The organism is Agrobacterium sp. MS2 (genome assembly GCF_003261015.1).
In the GTDB taxonomy this organism is placed as follows: Bacteria; Pseudomonadota; Alphaproteobacteria; order Rhizobiales; family Rhizobiaceae; genus Agrobacterium; species Agrobacterium pusense.
Window position 1 is genome coordinate 308,058 of record NZ_QLNF01000056.1, and the last position, 23,866, is coordinate 331,923.

The 23,866-nt window shown below is 57.8% G+C and carries 19 protein-coding genes; 11 read left to right on the plus strand and 8 right to left on the minus strand.

Features of this window, described 5'->3' with window-relative positions; genetic code table 11:
* Positions 1-3 precede the first annotated feature (3 nt).
* Positions 4-1,338 (minus strand): omega-aminotransferase AptA, encoded by a 1,335-nt coding sequence (gene aptA, locus DOU54_RS16765; RefSeq protein WP_111813354.1) that lies wholly within the window; start codon positions 1,336-1,338, stop codon positions 4-6.
* Positions 1,339-1,484: 146 nt separating this feature from the next.
* On the opposite strand from aptA, the gene DOU54_RS16770 reads away from it, so the two are divergent.
* The 4 genes from DOU54_RS16770 (at position 1,485) to DOU54_RS16785 (ending at position 6,049) form a co-directional block, all read left to right on the plus strand.
* Positions 1,485-2,033, plus strand: a complete 549-nt coding sequence (locus DOU54_RS16770; protein WP_004438580.1) for a cupin domain-containing protein — start codon at positions 1,485-1,487, stop codon at positions 2,031-2,033.
* Between the two features lie 618 nt (positions 2,034-2,651).
* The gene (locus DOU54_RS16775) at positions 2,652-3,332 is read left to right on the plus strand and encodes a sugar transferase (protein ID WP_113731675.1); all 681 of its coding nucleotides are present in this window, start codon (positions 2,652-2,654) and stop codon (positions 3,330-3,332) included.
* Between the two features lie 184 nt (positions 3,333-3,516).
* Complete coding sequence (locus DOU54_RS16780) at positions 3,517-4,773, plus strand: polysaccharide biosynthesis/export family protein (RefSeq protein ID WP_113731676.1); 1,257 nt, start codon at positions 3,517-3,519, stop codon at positions 4,771-4,773.
* A 7-nt stretch (positions 4,774-4,780) separates the two neighbouring features.
* Positions 4,781-6,049 carry an O-antigen ligase family protein gene (locus DOU54_RS16785; protein WP_113731677.1) on the plus strand — a complete coding sequence of 423 codons (1,269 nt, stop codon included), beginning with the start codon at positions 4,781-4,783 and terminating at the stop codon, positions 6,047-6,049.
* Here DOU54_RS16785 and DOU54_RS16790 read toward each other — a convergent pair.
* The 5 genes from DOU54_RS16790 to DOU54_RS16810 all read right to left on the minus strand — a co-directional run bounded on the left by DOU54_RS16790 (position 6,046) and on the right by DOU54_RS16810 (position 13,413).
* Positions 6,046-6,540, minus strand: a complete 495-nt coding sequence (locus DOU54_RS16790) for a hypothetical protein (RefSeq protein WP_113731678.1) — start codon at positions 6,538-6,540, stop codon at positions 6,046-6,048. The genes DOU54_RS16785 and DOU54_RS16790 overlap by 4 nt on opposite strands.
* 85 nt (positions 6,541-6,625) lie before the next feature.
* Entirely contained in the window at positions 6,626-7,984 is a 1,359-nt protein-coding gene (locus tag DOU54_RS16795) for an HlyD family type I secretion periplasmic adaptor subunit (RefSeq protein WP_004438597.1), read from the minus strand.
* 8 nt (positions 7,985-7,992) lie between these two features.
* A complete protein-coding gene (locus DOU54_RS16800; RefSeq protein ID WP_113731679.1) occupies positions 7,993-10,209 on the minus strand; it encodes a type I secretion system permease/ATPase in 2,217 nt (738 codons plus the stop codon).
* A 68-nt stretch (positions 10,210-10,277) separates the two neighbouring features.
* Entirely contained in the window at positions 10,278-12,299 is a 2,022-nt protein-coding gene (locus DOU54_RS16805) for a hypothetical protein (protein ID WP_113731680.1), read from the minus strand.
* 148 nt (positions 12,300-12,447) lie between these two features.
* Positions 12,448-13,413, minus strand: coding sequence for a hypothetical protein (locus tag DOU54_RS16810; protein WP_006698576.1), 966 nt, complete (start codon positions 13,411-13,413; stop codon positions 12,448-12,450).
* A 911-nt stretch (positions 13,414-14,324) separates the two neighbouring features.
* Between DOU54_RS16810 and DOU54_RS16815 the strand changes: the two genes are divergently transcribed.
* On the plus strand, positions 14,325-15,095 hold the full coding sequence (locus DOU54_RS16815) for a response regulator transcription factor (protein WP_113731681.1): 771 nt from the start codon (positions 14,325-14,327) through the stop codon (positions 15,093-15,095).
* Positions 15,096-15,137: 42 nt separating this feature from the next.
* Here DOU54_RS16815 and DOU54_RS16820 read toward each other — a convergent pair whose 3' ends face one another.
* The gene (locus tag DOU54_RS16820; RefSeq protein ID WP_004438615.1) at positions 15,138-15,485 is read right to left on the minus strand and encodes a hypothetical protein; all 348 of its coding nucleotides are present in this window, start codon (positions 15,483-15,485) and stop codon (positions 15,138-15,140) included.
* Between the two features lie 392 nt (positions 15,486-15,877).
* Between DOU54_RS16820 and DOU54_RS16825 the strand changes: the two genes are divergently transcribed.
* From DOU54_RS16825 to DOU54_RS16845, 5 genes are read left to right on the plus strand one after another with little or no spacing between them, the layout of a single operon-like run.
* Complete coding sequence (locus DOU54_RS16825) at positions 15,878-16,900, plus strand: UDP-glucuronic acid decarboxylase family protein (protein ID WP_113731682.1); 1,023 nt, start codon at positions 15,878-15,880, stop codon at positions 16,898-16,900.
* 1 nt (position 16,901) lies between these two features.
* Positions 16,902-17,885 (plus strand): UDP-glucose 4-epimerase GalE, encoded by a 984-nt coding sequence (gene galE, locus DOU54_RS16830; RefSeq protein WP_006698572.1) that lies wholly within the window; start codon positions 16,902-16,904, stop codon positions 17,883-17,885.
* Entirely contained in the window at positions 17,882-19,813 is a 1,932-nt protein-coding gene (locus tag DOU54_RS16835) for a glycosyltransferase family 2 protein (RefSeq protein WP_113731683.1), read from the plus strand. The genes galE and DOU54_RS16835 overlap by 4 nt, the downstream gene beginning before the upstream one ends.
* Before the next feature lie 14 nt (positions 19,814-19,827).
* Positions 19,828-20,331: a DUF995 domain-containing protein gene (locus DOU54_RS16840; RefSeq protein WP_004438628.1), complete on the plus strand. Its 504-nt coding sequence runs from the start codon at positions 19,828-19,830 to the stop codon at positions 20,329-20,331.
* 13 nt (positions 20,332-20,344) lie between these two features.
* Positions 20,345-21,307: a glycoside hydrolase family 26 protein gene (locus DOU54_RS16845; RefSeq protein ID WP_113731684.1), complete on the plus strand. Its 963-nt coding sequence runs from the start codon at positions 20,345-20,347 to the stop codon at positions 21,305-21,307.
* Positions 21,308-21,359: 52 nt separating this feature from the next.
* Here DOU54_RS16845 and DOU54_RS16850 read toward each other — a convergent pair whose 3' ends face one another.
* Positions 21,360-22,541, minus strand: coding sequence for an AGE family epimerase/isomerase (locus DOU54_RS16850; RefSeq protein ID WP_113731685.1), 1,182 nt, complete (start codon positions 22,539-22,541; stop codon positions 21,360-21,362).
* A gap of 337 nt (positions 22,542-22,878) precedes the next feature.
* Here DOU54_RS16850 and bcsN point away from each other — a divergent pair.
* A partial coding sequence (gene bcsN / locus DOU54_RS16855; protein ID WP_177319407.1) for a cellulose biosynthesis protein BcsN occupies positions 22,879-23,866 on the plus strand: 988 nt, incomplete at its 3' end.

Consider the following 23,866-nt stretch of genomic DNA (forward strand, 5'->3'; position numbering starts at 1 on the left):
CAGTTATTCCGCTCTTTTCAGCGCGTCGCCGAGAATGGAAACGATGTCGTCGAAGTGGGATTTTTCGGCGATCAGCGGCGGTGAAAGAGCAATGATGTCGCCGGTGACGCGAATGAGCAGGCCACGTTCGAAGCAATCCACAAAGACATCATAGGCACGGGCGCCGATCGCGCCGTCGCGCGGCTGGAGTTCTATGCCGGCGATGAAGCCTATGGTGCGGATGTCGATGACGTTGGGCGAGCCCTTGAGCGAATGAATAGCATCGTGCCAGGCGTCCTGCAATTCGGAGGCGCGGGTGAAGAGGCCCTCGTCGCGATAGATGTCCAGCGTTGCGATGCCTGCCGCGCAGGCGACGGGGTGGCCGGAATAGGTATAGCCATGGAACAGTTCTATCTGGCTTTCGGGGCCATGCATCAAGGCATCATGAACCTTGCGGCTGGTGAAGACCGCACCCATGGGGATAGCTCCGTTTGTGAGCCCCTTCGCCGTGGTGACGATATCGGGCGTCACGCCGAAGTAATTACTGGCGAAGGATGAGCCCATGCGTCCGAAACCGGTGATGACCTCATCGAAGATCAGCAGAATGCCGTACTTGTCGCAGATGGCGCGCAGGCGTTCCAGATAGCCTTTCGGTGGCACGAGGACACCGGTGGAGCCCGCCACGGGTTCCACGATGCAGGCGGCGATGGTTTCCGCACCGTGCAGGGCGACCAATCGTTCCAGATCGTCCGCGAGCTCGGCGCCGTGCTCTGGCTGGCCCCTGACGAAGCTGTTCTTCGCAAGATCGTGGGTGTGACGCAGATGGTCGGCGGGGATTTGCGGGAACACGCGGCGGTTGTTGACGAGGCCGCCCACGGAAATGCCGCCGAAACCGACACCGTGATACCCACGTTCGCGGCCGATGAGGCGGCTACGCGTCCCCTGGCCAATGGCTCGCTGATAGGCGATCGCGATTTTGAGCGCGGTATCGACCGATTCCGATCCCGAACCAGTGTAGAAGACGCGGTCCAGTTTGCCGCCTTCCGGGCCGGGGGCGATTTCCGCCAGCCGTTCGGCAAATTCGAATGCGACCGGGTGACCCATCTGGAATGAAGGTGCGTAATCCATAGTGGAAAGCTGGTGCTTCACTGCGGAGGCAATCTGCTGGCGTCCGTGGCCGGCATTAACGCACCAGAGCCCAGCCGTTCCATCGAGAACCTGACGGCCATCATTGCTGGTGTAATACATGCCTTCGGCGCTCGCCAGCAGACGGGGATTGGCCTTGAACTGCCGGTTGGCGGTAAAAGGCATCCAGTAGCTGTCAAGCGATGTGGAATTAGATCGGCTCGGGTTGTCCATCACGGTTCTCCTGTTCATGGCCGACGATTGAAAGCTATTTTCTTCACCGAACAAGCCCTTTTCTCCATGTGGCGAAGTGATTGAAAATACTGTAGGCGTGAAGACGGGTTTTCGATATTTCGAACAACGGCAACGGGGGCGACGGGATGTCGGTGGATATAGGGGGACGTTTGCGCCATCTGCGGCTGCGTCACAATATTTCCCAACGGGAACTGGCAAGGCGTGCTGGTGTCACTAATTCTACGATTTCCCTGATCGAATCGAACACCTCGAATCCGTCCGTGGGCGCGCTGAAACGCATTCTCGATGGCATACCGATAGGGTTGGCCGAATTTTTCGCCTTTGAGCCGGAGACGAGCCGTAAGGCTTTTTACCGGGCGGACGAGCTGGTTGAAATTGGCAAGGGCCCGATCTCGTTTCGCCAGGTGGGCGAGAATGTCTTCGGCCGCAGCCTGCAGATACTGAAAGAGTGCTACCAGCCCGGCGCCGATACCGGCAAGGTGCCCTTGGTCCATGATGGCGAAGAAGGCGGCATTATCCTTTCAGGGCGACTGGAAGTGACGGTGGACGAGGAGAGGCGGGTGCTCGGCCCGGGTGATGCCTATTATTTCGAAAGCCGAAGGCCACATCGCTTCCGCTGCGTCGGACCGGTGGCCTGTGAGGTCATCAGCGCCTGCACACCGCCAACCTTCTGATTCCCCCAAATTGGGGCCTGGAAGCACCTTCAGGACAGGCCCGCAGGGCTGCGTTCAAAAAAAGTGGCCGTTAGCTATGCGGTTTTTGCGCGGCTGCCATGACAATAATGCAGTTTCTCGCCACTCTTTTGCCGCCTTTGCCGCCTTTTAGCGATTTTTCTATCGCTTTTTCTTGGCGAGGTGCAGGTGGGGGGTAAAAAAATCCCAGCCGATATGTCAAATTTTATATGCATTGCCACAATCTTGCTGCGCCGCAAAAAAATTTAATAGTCTGTCATGTGCTGCGCTGTTCTTAACGTTCCTGTCTCATCTCGCCAAGTTATAAGAAACACATAAGAAAAGGCTATCGCTCGCACAAAAACCAATACATGCGACGGCGTCACTCATGCTCTCAAGACATGGCCTCCAGCACATTTGTTGCTTTTTTATGCAACCGTTAATATTGCCCGGACGTTGATCGGCCGCTCACGCAAGAAATCGCATAGACGGTTATGGGCAATGTGCCTTACAAAAAATCCATTAGCATCAAATTCCGAACACAGACTTGTTATCTCCTTTAGACGGAAAGACGCGCCTCCGGGCACCGACCAATCGCAAAACATAAATGGAGTTCTCTCTATGAAGTCCGCGACCCAATCGGCTGAACAGACACTCAGCAGCTCCGAAGATTTCGATGTCAGTTTCCCTATCGGGGGCATCGCAAAACGCAGCTTCGATATGACATCGGCTGCTCTTGCGCTGCTCATCTTCAGCCCGATATTCCTGCTGATCGCCGTTCTGGTGAAGATGTCCGACCCCGGTCCGATCTTTTATGGTCACCGTCGTGTGGGACATAATGGCCGCTATTTTCATTGCCTGAAATTCAGGACGATGGCGCTGAACGGCGATGAGATCCTGCGGCAATATCTTGCCGCCAATCCGGAAGCCGCCGAGGAATGGCGGGCTACCCGCAAGCTCAAGAACGATCCGCGTGTTACGGCCGTTGGCGCCGTGCTGCGCAAGCTCTCCCTTGATGAACTGCCGCAGCTCATTAACATCCTTCGTGGTGAAATGAGTGTGGTTGGCCCGCGTCCCGTCGTGGACGAGGAGCTGAGCTATTATGAAAGCGCTGCCGCCTATTATCTCAGCACCCGCCCGGGTCTGACCGGCCTGTGGCAAATCAGCGGCCGTAACGACGTGTCTTACAAGACCCGCGTTGCCTTCGACACACAATATGTCCAGAACTGGTCGATGCGGCAGGATGTCTTCATCATCGTCAAGACCATTCCCGCCGTGTGCCTGTCACGCGGAAGCTACTGAGAACCGATATTGAGTTCGGCTATATCGATCTTCGCTTCGACACGCACCCCGACCGGGATCCCAAGTCCGGTCTTCGGGTGCGTCATTGGTGCTAATCATACCGGCCGCTTCTTGCGGCGCCGCCTTGCCGGTCGCGCGACGGCCTGATCGCCTGTATGGCGATCCGCTAACAGGGAGTTTCCCGATGAACGGCTTTTCCGCCGCCCACCGCCCGTTTGTGGCCCTCGTTCTTGCTGCTACCGTCGCTTTTTCCGCGCCGCTTTCCACAATGGCTGCGGATGGCGTTCAATATAAGCTCGGTACCGCGGACAAGCTGCGTATCCGCGTTGCCGAATGGCAACCGGCCGACGGCAGCATCCGCAACTGGGACGTCATCAACGGCGACTATTCCGTCGGGCCATCCGGTACGCTGTCCTTGCCCTTCATCGGTCAGCTCGACGTCGCAGGCAAGACTCCTTCCGAGGTGAGCGACCAGATCGGCGCTCAGCTTCAGAGCAAGTTCGCCCTCCGCAACCTGCCTTCGGCCTCCGTAGAGATCGCCCAGTTCCGGCCGATCTTTCTGAGTGGCGATGTGCAGACACCGGGTGAATATCCCTATGCCCCTAACATCACCGTGCTGAAGGCTGTCAGTCTTGCAGGCGGCTTGCGGAGGTCCGACGCCGGACAGCGTTTTGCCCGCGACTTCATCAATGCACGTGGTGATGCCGCCGTTTATGATAACCAGCGGGCAAGGCTACTTGCCCGCCAGGCGCGGTTGATCGCCGAGGTAAAGGGCGATCAGACGATTACCAAGACGCCGGAGATGGAAAAGATCGCCGAGATCGACACGCTTCTCGCCAGCGAAAGCGCGCTGATGAAATCGCGGACCGAGCGTTATACACTTCAGCTCAAGGCGCTGACGGACTTGCACGCGCTTTTGCAGAGCGAAGTCGAATCCCTGAAGAAAAAGTCGGAAACGCAAAACCGGCAGCTTCAACTCGCCAATGAGGACCGCGACCGCGTCAACAGGCTGAACGAGCAAGGCCTTGCCTTGTCGCAGCGGCGCATTTCGGCAGAAGAACGTGCGGCCGAGGTGGAATCCACCCTCCTCGATATCGACACGCAGTCGCTGCGCGCCAAACAGGATATTAACAAGGCAACCCAGGACGAGATCAACCTGCGCAACGACTGGGTGGCGCAGCGCTCCAAGGAGTTGCAGGACACGGAAGCGGAACTCGACAAGCTCAATCTGCAGCTGACCACGAGCCGCGAATTGATGTCGGAGGCGCTGGCGCAATCGGCCGAGGCGATCCGCTTCGATCCATCGGGTAAGTCCGCGACGATCAGCTATGTCGTGGTGCGTGAGGAAAACGGCAAGCCGAAGGAGCTGAAGGTCGATGAAAATGCCTTGCTTCAGCCCGGCGACGTCATCAAGGTCTCTTCCGAAATCCTGATGCAGTGAGGTTTCAATGCGGATCGCCAAATCGGCGCTGATCGATCCCGAACGCAATGAGATTTATGGGATGACGGCCGTTGCGCTGTCATTCTTCGTTTTCGCCTATTCGTCGCGTTTCGGACAAATCTCGGTTCTGGCCTATTACGGCATGTGGTTGCCGCTGGTGGTGGTCGACTACCGGCGCGTGCTCGGCAATTATCCGCGTTACCTGTGGATTTTCGGCTTCGGCATTCTTACCGTCCTGTCCAGCTTCTGGTCGGAAGCCGTATCTGTAACCATGCGCGCCTCCATCCAATACATGACCCATATCATTTGCGCGCTGATCGCCATGCGCGTGATTTCCATCCGCACGCTGACGCGGGGCGCTCTGATTGGCATCGGCGTCGTCCTGCTCTATTCTCTTCTGTTCGGCATCTATCTTTTTGACGCGCTTGATGGGACCTACAGTTTCGTCGGTGCCTTCTCATCCAAAAACCAGCTCGGTTTCTATGCGTCGCTGGGCGTCATTTTTGCTGCCTCGTCTGTGCTGGTACTCAAGCAAAGGGGCATCTGGCTGCCGATTGCAGGCGTGACGGGACTCTTGTCTGCCTACAGTCTCATCGCATCGCAATCTGCCACCTCCGCCATCACCACCGCGGCCGTTGTCGCCCTCATCATCGGTTTTATCCCGATCGGGATGCTTTCGCCCGCAAACCGTAAAATGATTTTTTTTGCTCTCGGCGGTCTCGGCGCGCTGCTTGCGGTGGCTTCGCTGCAGTTCGGTCTGTTAGATGCCATTCTCGGTATCTTCGGCAAGGATTCAACGCTGACCGGCCGAACCTATCTCTGGCAGCAGGGCATAGAGGCTGCAAAGCAGGCTCCGATCCTGGGGGTCGGCTACCAGGGATTCTGGGTTGCGGGTTTTGCCGATGCCGAACGGTTGTGGAACGACTTCTTCATCACCGGCCGCAGCGGCTTCCATTTCCACAATACCTATATCGAGACAGTGGTGGAAAACGGCTTTGTTGGCATGATCCTGCTGGGCATGGTGCTTTACGGCACGCTGCTGGGGCATCTGAGATCGGTGCTGATGCGTCGAAGCGACCCGCAGGGCGTTATCCTTTTTGCGATTTGCGCGCTGTTCGTGGTGCGATCCTTCGTGGAGATTGACATCATCTTCCCCTATCAGATCGGCTCGTTCCTGCTTTATTTCGCGGCCGGAAAACTTTGCCTTCCGGTAAAGGCGGCGCGGAACGGTGAGACTCACCCCGCGATCGGCATGAGGCTGCAGACCAGACCCTAGAGATAATCCGCCGAGACATGTGGACTGGCGTGAATGAAGCTCCACATGTCCTTGCTGACCTCGACAATGTCGGCGATTGATTTTTCGAGCTGGCCGATTTCCTTTTCGTCCATGCGCTCGACCTTGCCGTAGCGGACCTGGCTGTCATCTTCCACCAGGCGCATCAGCTGGGTGCTGGCGATATCGCCCTTTTCGTCAAAAGAATAGATGCAGTGATTGTATTTGTTGCGCGTCTTCGCTTCCCTCTTCAGCCGCGCCATGATGGAGAGGACAGTCTTCCGGTCCTTCGCGTCGGTGGAGGGAAGCTTTGCCAGCCGTTCGATGAGATCCATGCGCGCCCGCGTGGTGTTGAGGGTGAGGAACACCACGATGGCAGCCTCCTTGCCCACTTTCAAAAGGTGGACGATCAGATAGATCATCAGGCTCTCGGTGTTGGTCCACACATAGTTCAGCCTGCCGACCAGCAGCAATACATCCGACATCGCCGCCATGACGCTTCTCCCGCCCCGACAAAACATCCTTCGACATCATATGCCGACTGTCGCGGAAAAGACAGGGTAGGTTACTGATATTTCTTCATCTTTCCTTGAAAGCACGGGACATGCTGTCAGCGATCGGCTTGGTCAGATATTCGAAGAAAGTACGCTCCGAAGTCTGGATCAATACGTCGGCAGGCATGCCCGGCACGGGGCGGAAATTATGGACCTTGGCGATTTCCTCATCGGGCACCTGCACGCGCACGATATAAACATCCTTGACCTGCAGACCGGCGTTCTCCTCGATGCTGTCGGCGGAAACGTAAAAAACCTTGCCGTTCAGGACCGGCGTGGTGCGGCGGTTGAGCGCCGAAAGACGGATCGCCGCCGTCTGCCCCTCGTGCAGTTGGTCAATCGAGGTTCTGAGCACCTGCGCCTCGAGGATCAGCGGAACATGGGCCGGCAGGATTTCCATGATCGGCTTGCCTGTCGTGATGACGCCCCCGGGCGTGTGATAATAAGCGCGCACGACAGTTCCGTTGACGGGGGAGCGGATGACGGTGCGCTCCAGCACTTCGGCGGCCCCACGGACCTGTTCGCGCACGCTGTCAAGATCGGACTCCGCCGTCTCCAGCGCGTCAAGCGCCGCCTGCTTGTTGGCGTTGACCGCAATGATCGCTTCCTGCTTGAATTTGGCGATCTCCGCTTCGCTCTGGTTCATTTCGCCGCTGAGACGGGCAATGTCCCCCATCGCATCGGCAATGGCGCGCTCCAGCGCCAGCATGTCGGTCTTGCGGATGACACCATCTTTGGCGAGCCTCTCCTTGGAATCGCGTTCCTGCGTGAGAAGCGCGAGTTGCCGGTCGAAGGACTGCTTTTGCCCGTCATAACCCGCATAACGAAACTCCAGCGACCTGATGTTCTTCTCGATCAGGTTCAACTGCTCTTCGAGCTTGATGAGTTTGCTGTGGAACACGATGTTCTGGCTCTGGATGATGGCGTTGATATCCGGATCGCCGGCTTCCTTCATGACGATGTCGGGCACCTTGAAGCTCTTTGCGCCCTGCGCTTCGGCGCGCAGGCGCGTGACGATGGTCTCAAGCCTAAGCCGCCGCAGCTGCAACATGCGTTCGTTGGCGAGCGCCGTCGTCTTGTCGAGTGTGAGCAGCACGTCGCCTACCTTGACCGTGTCGCCTTCGCTGACCATCATCTCCTTGATGATGCCACCTTCCAGATGCTGCACGACCTTGTTATTGCCGGTGGCAACGAAGCTGCCCTGGGCGATGATGGCGGAGGAGAGCGGCGCGGTGCCAGCCCAGTAGCCGAACCCGCCGAAGGAGGCGAGCAGCACGGCAAGACCGATCGAGCTGTGCAGGCGGATTGAGCGCGGTACCTCGCTGTACCATTCCAGCTGACCCTGTGGTTTGACTTCGGCAATGGCGTTCTTTTTCCTGAACATGACGATCCTCAACCCTCGATCTGCGGGGACTGGCTGGCCTGGCGGCCATTGCCGGAGAGCGCTTTCAGCACGTCCATCCTTTCGCCGAACATGGCGACCGACCCGTCTTTCAGCACCATGATCTTGTCGACGCATTGCAGAAGCGCGGGCCGCTGGGTGATTGTGACAGTGGTGATGCCCTGTCTTTTGGCGTGCAGCAGCGCCTTGGCCAGGGCCTGCTCACCCTGGGTGTCGAGGTTTGAGTTCGGTTCGTCCAGCACCACGAATTTGGGGTCGCCGAAGAAGGCCCGAGCAAGTGCGATGCGCTGTTTCTGCCCGCCGGAAAGCGGTGCGCCATCGGCGGCGACCACGGTTTCATAACCCTGCGGGAAACCGGCAATCAACTCGTGAACGTCGGCCAGCACTGCGGCCTCATAGATTTGCCTGTCCTCTATATCGTCGCGCATGCGGCAGATATTGGCTTTGATGGTGCCCGGGAACAACTGCACGTCCTGTGGCAGATAACCAATACTTTCCCCGAACTGCCGCTGGTCCCAGTTGCGCAGATCCATGAGATCGAGGCGGACATTGCCCGATGTAGGCAGGATGGAGCCGACCAGCATTTTGCCGAGCGTCGTTTTGCCAGAGCCGGAATTGCCGATGATGGCAAGCGATTCGCCCTTTTTCAGCGAAAAGGAGATACCGTTCAGGATCACTTTCTTCTGCGGCGGCGGTACGAAGAGAATGCGCTCAACATCCAGGCGTCCTTCCGGATTGGGAAGGCGCAGGCGTGGGAAATTGAGCGGTGAGCTGATGAGGAGCTGCTTGATGCGGCCATAGGAGGCGGCCGATTTGTTGAACTGGTGCCAGCCCTCGATCGCTCCTTCAATGGGCGCGAGCGCACGGCCCGAGACGATGGAGGCCGCAATCACCATGCCGCCTGTCAGCTCGCCGGAGAGCGAAAGATGCGCGCCCCAGCCGAGAAGCGCAACCTGTGTGATCATACGCGCGGCTTTGGACACGCCAGAGAACATGATGTTGCGATCCTGTGCGGCCACATGCGATTTCAGCGAGCCCGCCGTTTCGCGGCCCCACATTTTCACCGCTTCGGGGATCATGGCGAGCGCATTGATGATCTGCGAATTGCGCGACATGGAATCGAGATGGAAATTGGCGCGGCTCAGATAACCCGAGGCTTCGGAGAATTGCCGTGCGGTGAAGCGCTGGTTCAGCCAGGCGATGGTGAACAGCACGGCGCAGCAGACCATGATGATAATACCAAGATGCGGATGGACCAGATAAACCACCACGATGAAGAGCGGCATCAGCGGCGCATCGAGGAAAGCGATAAGGGTTCCCGAGGTGAGGAATGAGCGCAATTGCTGTAAATCCTGCAATATCTGGTAATCCTTGCCGCTGCCATGCAGGGAGGCGCGTGCGGCGGCAGACAGGATGGGAGCGCCGAGCTGAACCTCGAGCTCCACAGCGGTACGCATCAGGATGAAGCGGCGGATGGCATCCATGAAAGCCTGCAGCAGTACCGCTCCGAGAACCGCGACCGTCAGCATCACGAGCGTATCCATCGAGCGGCTCGTCAGCACGCGGTCCGAAATCTGAAACAGATAAAGCGGTATGGCGAGAAGCAGGACGTTGATGGCGACAGTGAACAGCATCACCACAATCATGTTGCGGCGCACCGCGGCGATGCCCTTGGCAAGGCTTGCGGCGAAATTGATCGGTTCGCTGCGTTTATGAAAGCCGCTCTGGCTGCTGCCACCGCCGCCGCCACCGCCGCCACCGCCGCCATTGCCCGTTGGTTCCTTGCCATCGCCGCCACCGCCCGTCGCCGGGCGCCGTTCGTTTTCACGGATCGGACCGTCATTGTTGTCGATAGTCTTGACGAAGGGGAGGTCGGGAGCGCTCTTTAGTTCTGCATTGTCGATCTTGGCTTTGGGGGCAGGTCGCGACGCGGGGTGTGGCTCCTGTTGCGGTGCCGGATTTCCCGCTGGCATATCCCGCAATGTGTTGGATTGCGGTGTCGTCGGCGAGGGCGGTGGGGCCACCTCCGCAGAGGGCAGGGTTGCCCTAGCGATCTGTTCCGCACCCGACAACTGGCGAAGGTTCTCTACGGCTTCATTGATAGCTGAAATACAGGCGTCCGTCAGCTTGCTGTCTTCCGCGTCCTGATCCAGCGGTAAATCCAGCGAGCGTCCATCCGCAATCGTTCTTCTTGAAATATGATCCATTTTTATCGGTCCCCTCGGTGATCTTGCGGCTTTTGCGGTTACACAGGCGGAACTACCGCCGGCAAAACCTACGCGGTGACCGCTTGCATGACGTCGGATGAGTGGGCATTGGACCACGACAGGTCGTGCCCGGCATTGATGACGCCGTCGGATTCGTTTTCGATGGTGGCGGGATCGTCGTGGAGAAAAGCGATGACCTCGTTCGCAAGTTGACCCGGTTGCGCCGGCTGCGACGTATCGTTTTCGATGATGCCGCCCTGTATCAGAATGGCGTCGGAATAAACGCCGCCGGCAACATAGGTGGTGGAACCGAAGCTGTCGTAATCAATGATCTGCGCGAGATTGATGACGGCATTGCTGCCGGTATCGATATGGACGTCGGCATTCTCGTTGTTTTCGAGTACCTTGGCCGCGGCCTGGGTAACGTCGTCGGAATCGCCGAGCACACTCACCTGCTTGATGATGCTGACATCGTAGAGATTGCCGGTGATGTAGAGCACGTTCAGTCCCTGATAGCCGGCAAAATTGCTGTCATGCGCAAGTGCATCCGGCATGTTCGGATCGCGCTCATTGATCGCGGACACCGTCTGCGCCATGTAGTCGGGCATCGTTTCGAAACGGTCGTTGGAGCCGACGTTATAGATGGAGGCATCATTCCAAAGGAGATTGTTGCCGGATTGAATAGTGGCGCCTCCCGGTGCATCGGGATTGGCTCGGGCCCAGTCATTGTCGTAAAGCACGGCGATCTGGCTGATGAGGTTCATGTCCAGCACATTGCCGCCAACGATGATGAGGTCATACTGCATTCCGATGCCGAGGAAATTCGCAATATTGAGTGCGGCATTTCCCCCTGTCAAAAGACTGACGCTCGCACCGGAGGTCGTGATCGTCATCGTGTCGTTGTCGCTGACGAACTGGTATTGTTCGATCCAATGCACGAAGGAAACGTCACCCTCTAATACGCTGACGCGCCACGCGGTGGGGAAAATCGGCATTTCGCCGGTTTCAGGGCTCTCCGCAGCCGTATTTTCCGCGCCGGGGAAAATGCTGCGTTCGAAATTGGCGATGTTGTAGGCGGCCGTGTCGGCCTGATCCTCGGAACGGGTGAAAACGGAAGCGATTTCGTCCCTGTCGCTATAGATATAGGCCTGGGTGATCGCATCGATCTGGTGGTAGTCACCCATCACGGCGGTGACGGAGGTCATGACGGCGGTATTGACCAATGTGGCGACGTTGGCGACGACATTGGCGCCTGCGGCCACATCGAGACTGTTGCCGGCGGGACTTTCTTCATGCAGCGCAACGTCACTTCGTTCCGGTTCTTCCGGAGGCTTGGCAATGCCGCGATCCGGCATGTAGTCGTCCAGCGCCGGCTTCTCAGCGGCGGCAACGCCATTGATATAAAGACCATTGATGTCGTTGCCGGCCAGGACGAAATCCTCATCTGCGCCGGTCCCGAGTGAGGTAACGTCGTTGTCGCGGGCGTGCTCGATGTAATCATGCGCGGTCTTGGCGAGAGCCTGCAGCGCATCATAGCTGTCGGTGCGCTGGAAACCGGAAAAAGGGGTGAAGACGGACGCTTCGTTGTAGAATTCGACTGTACGTTCAGTGACGAAGCTGGTGTCGCGGGCCACGTTGGGGCCATCCGTCATATTCAGATAATCATCGTCCTGAAGAATATTCACCTGCGCGACATGGGCGACAACCGAGCCTGGGCTGGTATGAATTACCAGCTCGCGTTCGTCCTCGAAGGAAAGGCGACCTGGAAAGCGGAAATTCGCAGCGGAAATATCGACCGGTATCGAATTCGCAAACTGCTGCATGTCATGTTCGACCGTGCGTGCGAAACGCGGCGGGAGATAATCGAAGTCGTAATAGCCTGCATGGTACTTGACGCCAGGATCGTAGTCCTGAAGTGCAACGTCATAGTTCTTGTCGAGCAGCCTTGCCGCTTCCTCTTCCGGCAGTTGCTCAGGCCCGGAACGTGCGGGGCCTTCACTATAGTTGTTTCGCAGACGCGCTTCTTCGGCCATCGTGTCGAACAGGCCGATGAAATGCGCGATCATGTCTGAAATCTTGTCGATATGCATTGGAGGTCCCTCCCCGATCATTGCGGTACGTCACAGATGTCGGGCGGCACACGTCTTGAAGCGGTGCTTCTTTGTCGCCAGGCCTGTCCATGAACCGCAAACTGCACCGGCGGACGCCGGTGCAGCTCTTTTCGTCAAGAGATGGTTGTCAGGAGTGATCCTCACCGACGTCCGAGACACTGGAGTTGCCCCCTGTGACCGTGACGTCAACGGCATTGGAGAGCATGTTGGCGCCCTGCACCAGCTCCAGATGGAAGCCGGAATTTGCAAGGATTGCCGATGCATCGGCCGTGCTGGTGCCCGCTGCGTCGTCGCCGGCCTTGAGATCCCATCCCTTGCCGTCGATGCCTTCCGCGCCATAGGCGTCGCCTGCATTGGCGCTCAGGTGGTTTTCGGCCCCACCGTTCTGCATCTTGATGTCGTAAGCCTCATCCTGATCCGCCAGGTGGTTGGCCTGCACGAGGCTGAAGCCCGTGTCGTTGCCGTCACCGTTGAGCGAGTCGTTGAGGATGCTGTCGACATCCAGGGTAAAGGAGAAGTCGTCACCCAGATTGAAGGTGAGGTCTCCGCCGGCGATGCCGAGATTGCCGACATCCTTGACGCCCGTGATGTTGCCGAAGTCGTCATCCGACTTGTAGAAACTGTCCGAGGAGTTGAAGCTGTCGGTGGTTGTCGAGACCTTGGTGGAGGTGTCGTTGTCGGAATAGGAGAACGTCTTGTTGTCCGTATCCGTAATCGTCTTCACGTTGGTGTCGTTGTCGCTGTACGACTTGCTTTCATAGCTCCAGTCGTAATCGGTCTTAATTTCGGTGCTGGTTTCGGTGCTCGTCTTGGTCGTCGTGTCGTTATCGCTGTACGACTTGCTGTCATAGCTCCAGTCATAGTCGTTATCGCGATTGTCACCATTGCCGACTGCAACATCGATCTTGGCATCAACATCCACATTGGTGCTGTTGTCGCTATTGTCGTTGTTGCGGTTTTCACCGTTCGCGGTGCCGACGTTGCTGTCTTCCACCTTGGCGTCATTGGTAGACGTGTTGGCAAAACCATCGGAAAGCGCGCCGATCTTGGTGATATCGTCGTCGCTGCCAGCGGATTTATGATCATAACCCATTTCGATTTCCTCCGAAAAAGCTCGGAGCAGCTTTCGAAATCCCTCTCATCTCAAACGGGATTTTTTCGCGCTTGCTCCGGATAGCATGAAGATTGATGTTTTGCAGATGGACTCGGTTACGCATCATCTGCGGTTCGGTATTGGCCCGTGGACGGGCTCTTTTTGTTCAGCCCTTGTGCGCTACTCGATAAAACGGCGCACAAATCCGTTCCTCGCTCCAGCAGGGGAGCGCGGTGGCTTCGTCTTTTCGCTTGCATGTTTTCTTGAAAAGGGTCCGGCGCTCTCAAACACACGTCAAGGCCGGGAGTGTCTTTCCATCAGCCGCCGTTCAGCGACGGTCAGACTGTGCCGCAGAAAAATTGCGCTTCCTAGATATCAATTTGGGCTAAACCTATCGGCGTTCCACCCGGATATATACGTCGCAAGCGGTTGTCCTGCGCATCGTTCGCCGGTTCATTCTCGAAAAAAAGCCGCTTCGGCAGGCCGGAGCGGCTCTTTCGTGAAACATGGTTTATTTCGGTGGAGAGATGCTCTCATCCCGAAAAGGCACAGGCTTGGGCATGTGCAGCAGGCGAGCTATGTCGAGGGATATCAACTGAAAGTTACATTTCGTCGGAACGCAAAACCAGCACGAAAGCTTTTCCGATATATTTGTTTTTACGCAGGTTCCGGGATCACTGATTCTGATCCGGCTTAACCTATTTTGTATGTCAATTGTAAAAAATAACCCGTTTGGGCCATTTATTTACACAGCTTTTCGTATTAGCGTGTACGAATTAACGGGTGATTAATAATAGTTGACATGACATGAAGCGGAGAATCGCCTCCAAGTTTTAAGGGTGGGTCGCCGGGCAGATGACAGACTGCGCAACCAAAAGAATGTAATGCGTAAGCGCTTGAGGGAGGCGTCAATGTTCATGGGAACGTCAGATTATGCGGCAAAACAAAAAAACGCCGTTACACATATAAATGGAACTTTATTGATCGTAGCGGATCCGGACCTGTTTTCCGAGTGCCTCATGGAGGCGTTGGGCAGAAAGTTCCCCACATTCTCCGTGGTAAGCGTGACATCGTCAGCAACGATTGACGATGATTACGGCGCCGATGTCCGGCTCGTATTGCCCTATCGTCTGGCGGGCGAGCGGCTTCACAGCGTATTGTCGGCGATCCGTGAAAAACATCCTGAAGCGCCGATTGCGCTCGTCGTGGAAACGATCGACAAAATTGAAGAGCCCCTGAAGCGGCTGGTGGGAATGCGCATCATCGATGGTGTGCTGCCGCTCAATCTCCGGCTCGACGTCTTCATGGCGGCGGTCGACCTGCTCATGAAGGGCGGGGAGCATTTCCCGGCGGCCCTTCTCGGCAAGCTCACGCCCTATTCCGCCGCAGCCGGTGGTAAAAGCGTGCAGAACAGCGCTGTCATCGCCAACCGTGCCGACGCCCTTGCCGAAAGCAGGAGCGACATGGCGACGCTGACGACGCGGGAGGTGCAAATCCTCGACATGTTATGCAAGGGCACGCAGAACAAGATCATTGCCGACCGGCTTCATCTGTCCGAGAACACGGTGAAGGTCCACGTTCGCAACATCTACAAGAAGATGAACGTTCGCAACCGCACGGAGGCGGCGTCGCGTTTCTTCAACAAGGATGAAGGCGCGACTTTCTCCGGCTGGAAGAACTGAGCGTCGAGCTGCCAGAGGCAGCCCGGACGTTATGCAGGAGGCTCAGGGCCTCAGGAAGCAGCGGGACTTTTGCCCAAATCCGCTCGGCGAGCAGATGTAGGGAGAAGAGCCCGAGTAGGAAGGTCGCGATACTGTCGGAGTGTCCGAAGCATCTGCAACAAGCGTAACGGCTGCGTTGCCGGTTTTTTGATAGCCATAGGCCGCCTTCGCCGGCGTGACGCGGCTCTTGATCGTAGTCGGGCTGGCCGATGCGGTCGTGAGAACGGCGTCTTCGACGACGGAGCATGAAGCGGTCGCGAAAGTGAAAGTCAAAAGTGCGCCGGCAACGAGTGCAAGACGACATTGACGGACTGTTTTGCCGCCACGGAAATAAGGCATTTCATTCATCATGTGTGTCCCCTGAAATCGACTGTCTGTCGCATCTCGCCGGGCGGTTTTGTTCCCGGTGGACCGAGCCTTACAAAACCAGGATAGCCCCGACTGGTTGAGCGAAGCTTGCGCTAATGCTCAATAAGAAAGGCATAATGGAGGCGTAGTTAAAAAGTATTAAAACAACGGGCTATTTTGAGTAATTTTGGGTAATCAATTGTAATATTTCGATAAATTGAAGTTGACCTGCTTTTGCCTGCGCTTATCATGAAAGTGGAAATTTATCGGATATGAATATTAAAACCTCAGGAAGAAGAAAAAATAGAGGGATGATATTCAGATAGCGTCAAATGGAGAGTTTAATTCACTTAGTTGAATCGGCTGTGCTGATTCACCGTGGGGAGGTGTGTGTTATGCGTAATTTCGTTCCCAACGAACATGATAACGGCGTTACCATTTACTCAGATTGGAAACCCGGGCAACGGGTACTCGTTAATGGTGGCGCCGGTTTCCTGGGCTCCCATCTCTGCGAGCGGTTGCTGAGCAGCGGTCACGAGGTGATCTGTCTCGATGATCTTTCGACCGGCCGTACCGCGAATGTGGAGCATTTGCGGAACAATAAGCGGTTTCTGATGGTCGAGCACGATGTGCGCAAGCCCTATGACATCGATGTTTCGCTGATCTTCAACTTTGCCTCGCCGGCTTCGCCGCCTGATTATCAGCGCGATCCCGTCGGTACCCTTCTCACCAATGTACTCGGCGCAGTCAATGTGCTGGAAGTCGCGCGCAGATGCGGTGCTACCGTGGTGCAGTCCTCGACCTCGGAAGTCTATGGCGATCCCCACGTCAATCCGCAACCAGAAACCTATTTCGGCAATGTAAATACAATCGGGCCGCGCGCCTGCTACGATGAAGGGAAACGCAGCGCGGAAACGCTGTTTTTCGATTATCACCGCACTTTCGGTGTCGATATCAAGGTCGGACGCATTTTCAACACTTACGGGCCGCGTATGCGCCCTGACGACGGCCGTGTGGTTTCGAACTTCATCGTTCAGGCGCTGAAGGGGGACGACATCACCATTTACGGTGATGGCAGCCAGACCCGTTCTTTCTGCTATGTCGATGACCTGATCGATGGCTTCCTGCGCTTCTCGGACAAACCGAAAGACTGCACCGGGCCGATCAATCTCGGTAATCCCGCAGAAATTCCGGTGCGGCAGCTGGCCGACATTGTTATCCGGATGACAGGTTCTCGCTCTCGCATCGTCCATCTGCCTGCCGCGATCGACGATCCGCAGCAGCGCCGTCCGGATATTTCGCGGGCAAACGAGCTGCTGAAATGGCAGCCGCGTGTACCGCTCGAAATCGGCCTCGAAAGAACGATCGTCTATTTCGATGCGTTGCTGGCGGGCCAGAAAGTGGCGGAGGCCGTATGAGATGCCCCGCACAATCCTCGTCACGGGCGGGGCCGGATTCATAGGCAGCCACATCTGCAAGGCGCTGGCGCAATCCGGCTTCAAGCCCATAGCTTACGACAATCTATCGACCGGCCACGCGGATTCGGTCCGCTGGGGTCCCTTTATCGAAGGCGACATTCTGGATCGTGGTCTCCTGAAAGCGACGCTCCAGGAATTCTCGCCAGCCTTCGTCATTCATTGTGCCGCCAACGCTTATGTCGGCGAGTCCGTCGAGGATCCACGCAAATACTACCGCAACAATGTCGGCGGCAGTCTTTCGCTGCTGGACGCCTGTCTTGACCAGAATATCGGCGGACTGGTGTTTTCGTCCAGTTGCGCCACCTATGGCGTGCCGCCGCAACTGCCCATCCGTGAGGAGACGGCACAGACGCCGGTCAATCCTTACGGCCGCACCAAGCTGATCTTCGAGATGGCGCTAGACGACTATGCCGCGGCCTATGGTCTGCGTTTCGTTGCACTGCGTTATTTCAATGCCGCCGGTGCGGACCCGGATGGCGAGCTTTGCGAGCGTCATGAACCGGAGACGCATCTGATTCCACGTGCGCTGATGGCCGCCGCTGCAAGGCTGCCGCAACTCGATGTGTTCGGTGCCGATTACGATACCAGTGACGGCACCTGCATTCGCGATTATATCCATGTCAGTGACCTGGCCGATGCCCATGTCGCCGCCGTCAACTATCTTGCCGATGGCGGCGAGACGTTGCGTGTCAATCTCGGCTCCGGTCACGGCACATCGGTCGGTGACATCATTCGGGCAATCCATCGCGTGACGGGGCAGGAAGTCCCTGTTCATTTTGGCGCACGGCGCGCAGGAGACCCTCCGGCGCTGTTTGCCGATATAGAACGCGCAAGGCAGACGCTCGGCTTTGCGCCCAGACGCTCCGATATAGACACTATCATCCGCACGGCCGGTCCCGGTTTTGGACTGGAGGTGCTGTCATGACGATGCGCTCCACGCCCTCCGTCGCATCCCCCCGCGCCGCTGCAGGCGTGTTGCGGATGCTGCCGGTTTTCACAGGCTGGAACCGCCTTGCCTACCTGCTTGGCATCGGTGGCTGGCTGGTGACGCTCGCCTATTTCTGGATCTGGTGGCTCGATCGAGATCGCGTCATCGACTGGCCCTACTACTCCGTGGTCACGTTGGCGCTGGCGTGGATCACGCTTCTGCCATCCTATTTCATCTTCATATTTCTCAACGCGAGGGTTGTTGACCCGCGCTCGCCCCTGCCGCGGGGCAGGGTGGCGATGGTGGTCACCAAAGCGCCGTCGGAACCTTTCGCGGTGGTGGAAAAGACACTGCTGGCCATGCTGGAGCAAAAGGGTCTGGAGTTCGACGTCTGGCTTGCCGATGAAGCCCCGGATGCGGAAACGTTGAAATGGTGTGGCGCGCACGGCGTTTTCGTTTCCACCCGACAGGGCATTGCCGAGTATCATCGCAAGACCTGGCCGCGGCGCACGCGCTGCAAAGAGGGCAATCTCGCCTATTTTTACGACCGTTACGGTTACGAGCGTTATGATTTTGTCGCCCAGTTCGATGCGGATCACGTGCCGGAACCCCACTATCTGAGCGAGGTAATCCGTCCCTTTGCCGATCCGAGGATTGGATATGTGTCCGCCCCAAGCATTTGCGACGCCAATGCCAATGAAAGCTGGGCCGCACGCGGCAGGCTTTATGCTGAAGCAAGCCTGCATGGTGCGCTGCAGCTGGGATACAATAATGGCTGGGCGCCGCTTTGCATCGGCTCGCATTACGCCGTGCGCACGAAGGCTCTTAGGGAGGTGGGCGGCCTCGGGCCGGAGCTTGCCGAAGATCATTCCACCACGCTTTTGATGAATGCCGGCGGCTGGCGTGGCGTCCACGCGGTCAATGCTATCGCCCATGGCGACGGGCCGGTGACCTTTGCCGATCTCATCGTGCAGGAATTCCAGTGGTCGCGCAGCCTTATGACCATTCTGCTGCAGTATTCACGGCATTACGTGCCGAAGCTGCCCGCGCGATTGAAGTTCCAGTTCCTGTTTTCGCAACTCTGGTATCCGCTGTTCTCCGGCTTCATGGCTCTGATGTTCGTGCTTCCGGCCGTGGCGCTGGTGAGAGGCCACGTGCTGGTCAACGCATCCTATCCGGCGTTTCTGGCGCATTTCCTTCCGGTTTCGCTGATCATGATCGTGTTTGCTTTCTTCTGGCGGGCCACGGGCGCGTTCCGTCCGCATGATGCGAAGCTTTTCAGCTGGGAGGCCATGGTGTTCCTGTTCCTGCGCTGGCCATGGTCGCTTATGGGTGTGCTGGCGGCCATACGTGACACGATCCGTGGCGATTTCGTCGATTTCCGCATCACGCCCAAGGGCACGCAGGCAAAACCGCCGCTGCCGCTGCGGGTAGTCGCACCATACATGGTCCTCGCGGCGCTCAGCCTTCTTGCCATGGTTTTGGCGCCGCGCCAAAACGGCGCGGAGGGGTTCTTTATCTTCGCTGCCATCAATGTGGCGATCTATGCGGGCCTGTCGGTGTTCCTGCTCATCCGCCATGCAGGGGAAAACGGTTTGCCGAAGCTGCCGGCCCTGCGCGGTGGAGCGAGTGCTGCCGCCTGTTCCTTGCTGCTGGTGGCGGGAAGTGCTGCGGAACTCAGCTCCCATGCAATTGGCGGGCTGGAAGCTCTCTCGCATGGACAACCCTATGTCAGTTTTACCGAAACACGGTTCACGGTCGCAGGTGCGGGCGCGGAAGGTGCGAGGTCGGTGCGTCTGAAACTGCGCATTGCACTGCCTGGACTGCGCGGGCCGCAGGAAATGCAGGCAGAACCAATCGTTGCGCCGCCGCCGGCGGTGGCAACCGGAGAGATCATGCTGGCCGACAATAGGGTCGGACAATGAAGGAGGAGGCTGTGATGAAAACAACAATAAGCACATGCGGATTCTCCGCTTTCGTACTCTGTCTTGCGGTGGTCGCGCCAAGCGTCGTCCATGCTGCAGGCGGCACGAAGACGCCGAAGCCGCTCAGAACCAGCGAGGTCGTGGAGATGTATTTCGACAAGACCTGGAAATGGGATACGGGCGGCGGGCGCTTCATCGCCGACGGCCGTAAATTCATCGCTGCAACGGAAGAAAAGGGCAAGAAGTCCATCGGTGAAGGCCGCTGGACCGTCGATGCCAATGGCACCTTGTGCATGCGCGCCACATGGAAAGCCGAGGCGGGAAGCGGCAAGGCCGATACCTGCTTCGACCATGGTCGCATCGGCAATGTGCTCTACCAGCGCAAACAGGGCGGGCAATGGTACGTGTTCCGGCACAACCCGCCACGCCCTGGCGATGAATTCCTCAAGCTCGTCCGCAAGGACGATGTCACGCCGCAGATCGCCGCCTACGACAAGGCGATGACGGCAACAAGGTAAGGAGTAAGGTGTCATGCAGATAACAAGACGAACACTTCTGTTCGCGAGTGGTGCCGCCGCAGCCTTTACCGCCGGAATGTATCCGGTGCTCAAGCTCGACGCGCAAGGGGTCGCCCCCATGACCTCGACGGGCATGAAGACACTTGCCGACAAAAGACCGACATTGCATGCGGACGGAATACGTTTCGGCGCATATGATCCGCACGGCGATTTCACCGGCCAGTCCGGGGTGGTGACGGAACACCTGTTCTTGCCCTGGGAAGACGTGGATCTCGATAGTCTCGCACTTGCGGATGCCTATGCCCTGGAGCGCAAGCGCAATGTGATGATCACGGTCGAACCCTGGTCGTGGGACGTCAACTGGCGCCTCTCTTCAGACGAGTTGCGCCGCAAGGTTCTGAGTGGCGATTACGATAAGAACATGCAGGCGATCGCCGCACGCATGTCGGCGATGAAGAGCCCGCTGATCCTGCGCTGGGGACAGGAAATGGAAGACACGACCGGCCGCTTCTCGTGGTCGGGCTGGAACCCGCGTGATTACATCACCGCCTACAAGCGTGTGGTGGATATGACGCGCAAGGCGGTTCCCGGTGTGAAAGTGATGTGGTCACCGAAAGGTCTGGATGGTTTGCGGGCCTATTATCCCGGTGACAATTACGCCGATCTGGTCGGTCTGTCGGTGTTCGGTCTCGAGGATTACGACAAGATCGAATATGGCGCGCCGAAGACCTTCACGGATCTGCTGCGCAAGGGCTACGGACTCGTCGAGACCTTCGACAAGCCGGTCTGGGTCGCCGAACTGGGTTATGAAGGCAGCGATTCCTATGTTCGTCCGTGGATGAACGACGTGACGCTGGAACAGGCGGATTTTCCAAAGCTGGAAGAAGTCGTCTACTTCAATGACAAGGATGTTCATGCCTGGCCGCACAATCTCGGCAGACCTGACTGGCGCGTGGTGCGTCCGGCCAAGGTTTGACCTGTATCAAAACCGGCGAGCGGCGATGTCGCTCGCCGGTACGCGACGTTCCTCATCCTGCTGCCAGCACCGCCTCGGCCTCATAGATGGCGCAGACGATGTGATAGAACGTGCTTGCCGGCGCCGGTTCGTCGAGCATCGGCCGATCCGCTGGCCATTTGTCGAACCACAGGCCCTTGACCGGCGTGTCAAGGAAAGGCTGCAGCGCGCCGATGGCGCTCAGACCAGAGGCAAGGTAACGCTGCCGCTCCTCACCATCAGTTACACTGGCAAGCCGCACCGCCGCCTTCAGCCATTCCGTCTGCGGCCATAGTCGCGCAAGCCCGTCACGCATCGAAAAATCGTCGTAAAGGCTCATCACCGCCACCTTGCGGCGCGGGCAGATACCGTGGTCTTCGCCGATCTCGAACAGGCGTTTTGCCTTCCTGATCGCTCCTTCGTTTCCACGCAGGCTGCCCCAGCGCACCAGAAGCCAGGCCCATTCGAACTGGTGGCCCGGCTCCATGATCCGGCCCTTCTCCCCCTCGTAGGGCGTCCAGTCATGGGCGAAGAATTCGCGCAGGCCGCCATTGCCGCCATCGATGAAGCGGGAAAGTGCGAGGCCGGCAATCTCGTCGGCCAGCGCCGACCACGGGCCGTCACGATCCTGTTCTTCCCATGCCAGCATCGCTTCGAAAAGATGCATATGCGGATTGGAGCAAAGCGGTGTGCGCGGCGGGTTCGCCTCCTCGAAGCCAGCGATGGGGTGCCTGTAGTCGCGTTCGAGAATGGCAAGGATTTCGAGCGCGCGGCTGCGCATCTCATTCCTTCGCTCGGGAAGGATCGCAGCTGTCTGTGCTGCGGCAAAAAGCGCAAAAGCCTGGTTGTAGAGATCGAAGGAGGGGTCGATCAGTTTTCCGGTCTGGTCGGCCAGGTTGCCGTAAAGGCCGTTTTCAAGGCGATAGACCTTCTCGAACCAGGACAGCCCGTGCAACACTGCGTCTTTCCAGGGGCCGTGCCAGCCATGCTGGCCGGCGGCGGCATAACAATAAGCCTGGCGCGGTTGGACGCGGGCGCGGCGGTCATCGGAAAAAACCGGTTTCGCATCCTGACCGAGACGCTCATAAAAGCCGCCATCCGGCCGGGCTGACCCCGCCTCCCACCACAATGGCAGGGCATCCTCATCCAGCCATTTGCGTAATGTTCCGATCTCCTCGGCAAGTGTCTGCGCGATACTCGGAAATTGCACGGTCATGCGGTAACTCTCTGTTTTTACAGTTGAATAAGATGAGATCAATAAAAAAACGTGGCTGTGGAGGCAAATAGACCATGTGGCATATTGCGCTGCAACCGCAAAAATTATCGATCTGACGCGAAGCCAACCCGCAGCGGCGTGATTGGTTCCACCTTTTTTCCCCTCGCCAACGGCAGCGAAAAAGCGATTCGCAGGCCATAAACTATCAGAAATTACAACGGAAATTTGCGATTGCTTATTCGCAGTCCTCACGTATTTCGTAACAATGGTCTGGTCATTGGTGATTCGGTTTCCTTTTAATCTGGGCGGCGTCGGGGAAAAAAAGGGGCGAAGGGCAGTGAAATTTTCTGCCTATACTTCATTGCTGTTTTCCATTGCGGTTCTTTCTGGCTGCAGTACTCCCGCGGGCGTTCGGTCGTTCGGCGGGACGCAGCTTCTGTCCCCCTCCGAAGCGCTGATTTTTCCGCCGCCTGGCGGCCCCGAAATCGTTACCGTCGTCAGCCGTACTTATTCCAACGCCGTGGCGCAGCAGGTCATATTGCGTTCCGAGGCTGCTACGCCGGGACAGAATTATCTCAAGGCGGAGTTCTTCGGTCCGCAGCAGGCCGGCGATACAGATCTCGATTCCCTGGCGTTCACCGGTTTCAGGGCTTCCTCCCTCGCACGGGAAATCCGTGCGGAATTTCCGGGTGAAACTATCGCCATGTCGGCAAATTACCTGCAGAACAGTTACGGCGCGTTTTCCTATGCCGCTGGCAAGGGGCGTGGTGAGGATACCTGCCTCTATGGTTGGCAGGATATACGTTCCCCCGAAAGCATGCGGCAGGATTTCCGCAATCTGGGGCGCATCAAGGTGCGGCTACGCCTCTGTCAATCCGGCGCAAGCATCGAGCGGCTTCTGGCGGTGATGTATAATTATACCATCACCGGGACTTATGCCTCGCCAAGCTGGAACCCCTACGGCACGCCGCAGGCGGTGGACAAAAATCTCGGCCGTCCCGGCAATCCGGTCTATCCGATAAAGTCGGAAGAGGTGCCGATGCGACCCGGCGGCGAGGTGACCGCCAGCGTGCCGGTCCGGCCGGTTCGTCGTGCGGCGGCCACTGCCCCGGTCCAGCCGGAACAACAGCCGCTGCCGCCCGTTGCAGCAGTTAACATTCCTTCGCCGGTATCGGCGGGTGCGTCGGGTCAGCCTGCGGTGACGGCCCCGCGCGCCGCCGGCGGTGGGGCAGTCGCAGGCCAACAGCAATCATCGCGGGTACCGCAGGTGTCCATTCCCTCGCCATCGTGCCTTTCCGGTTCGGGGGCGGGGCAGGGATGCAGAT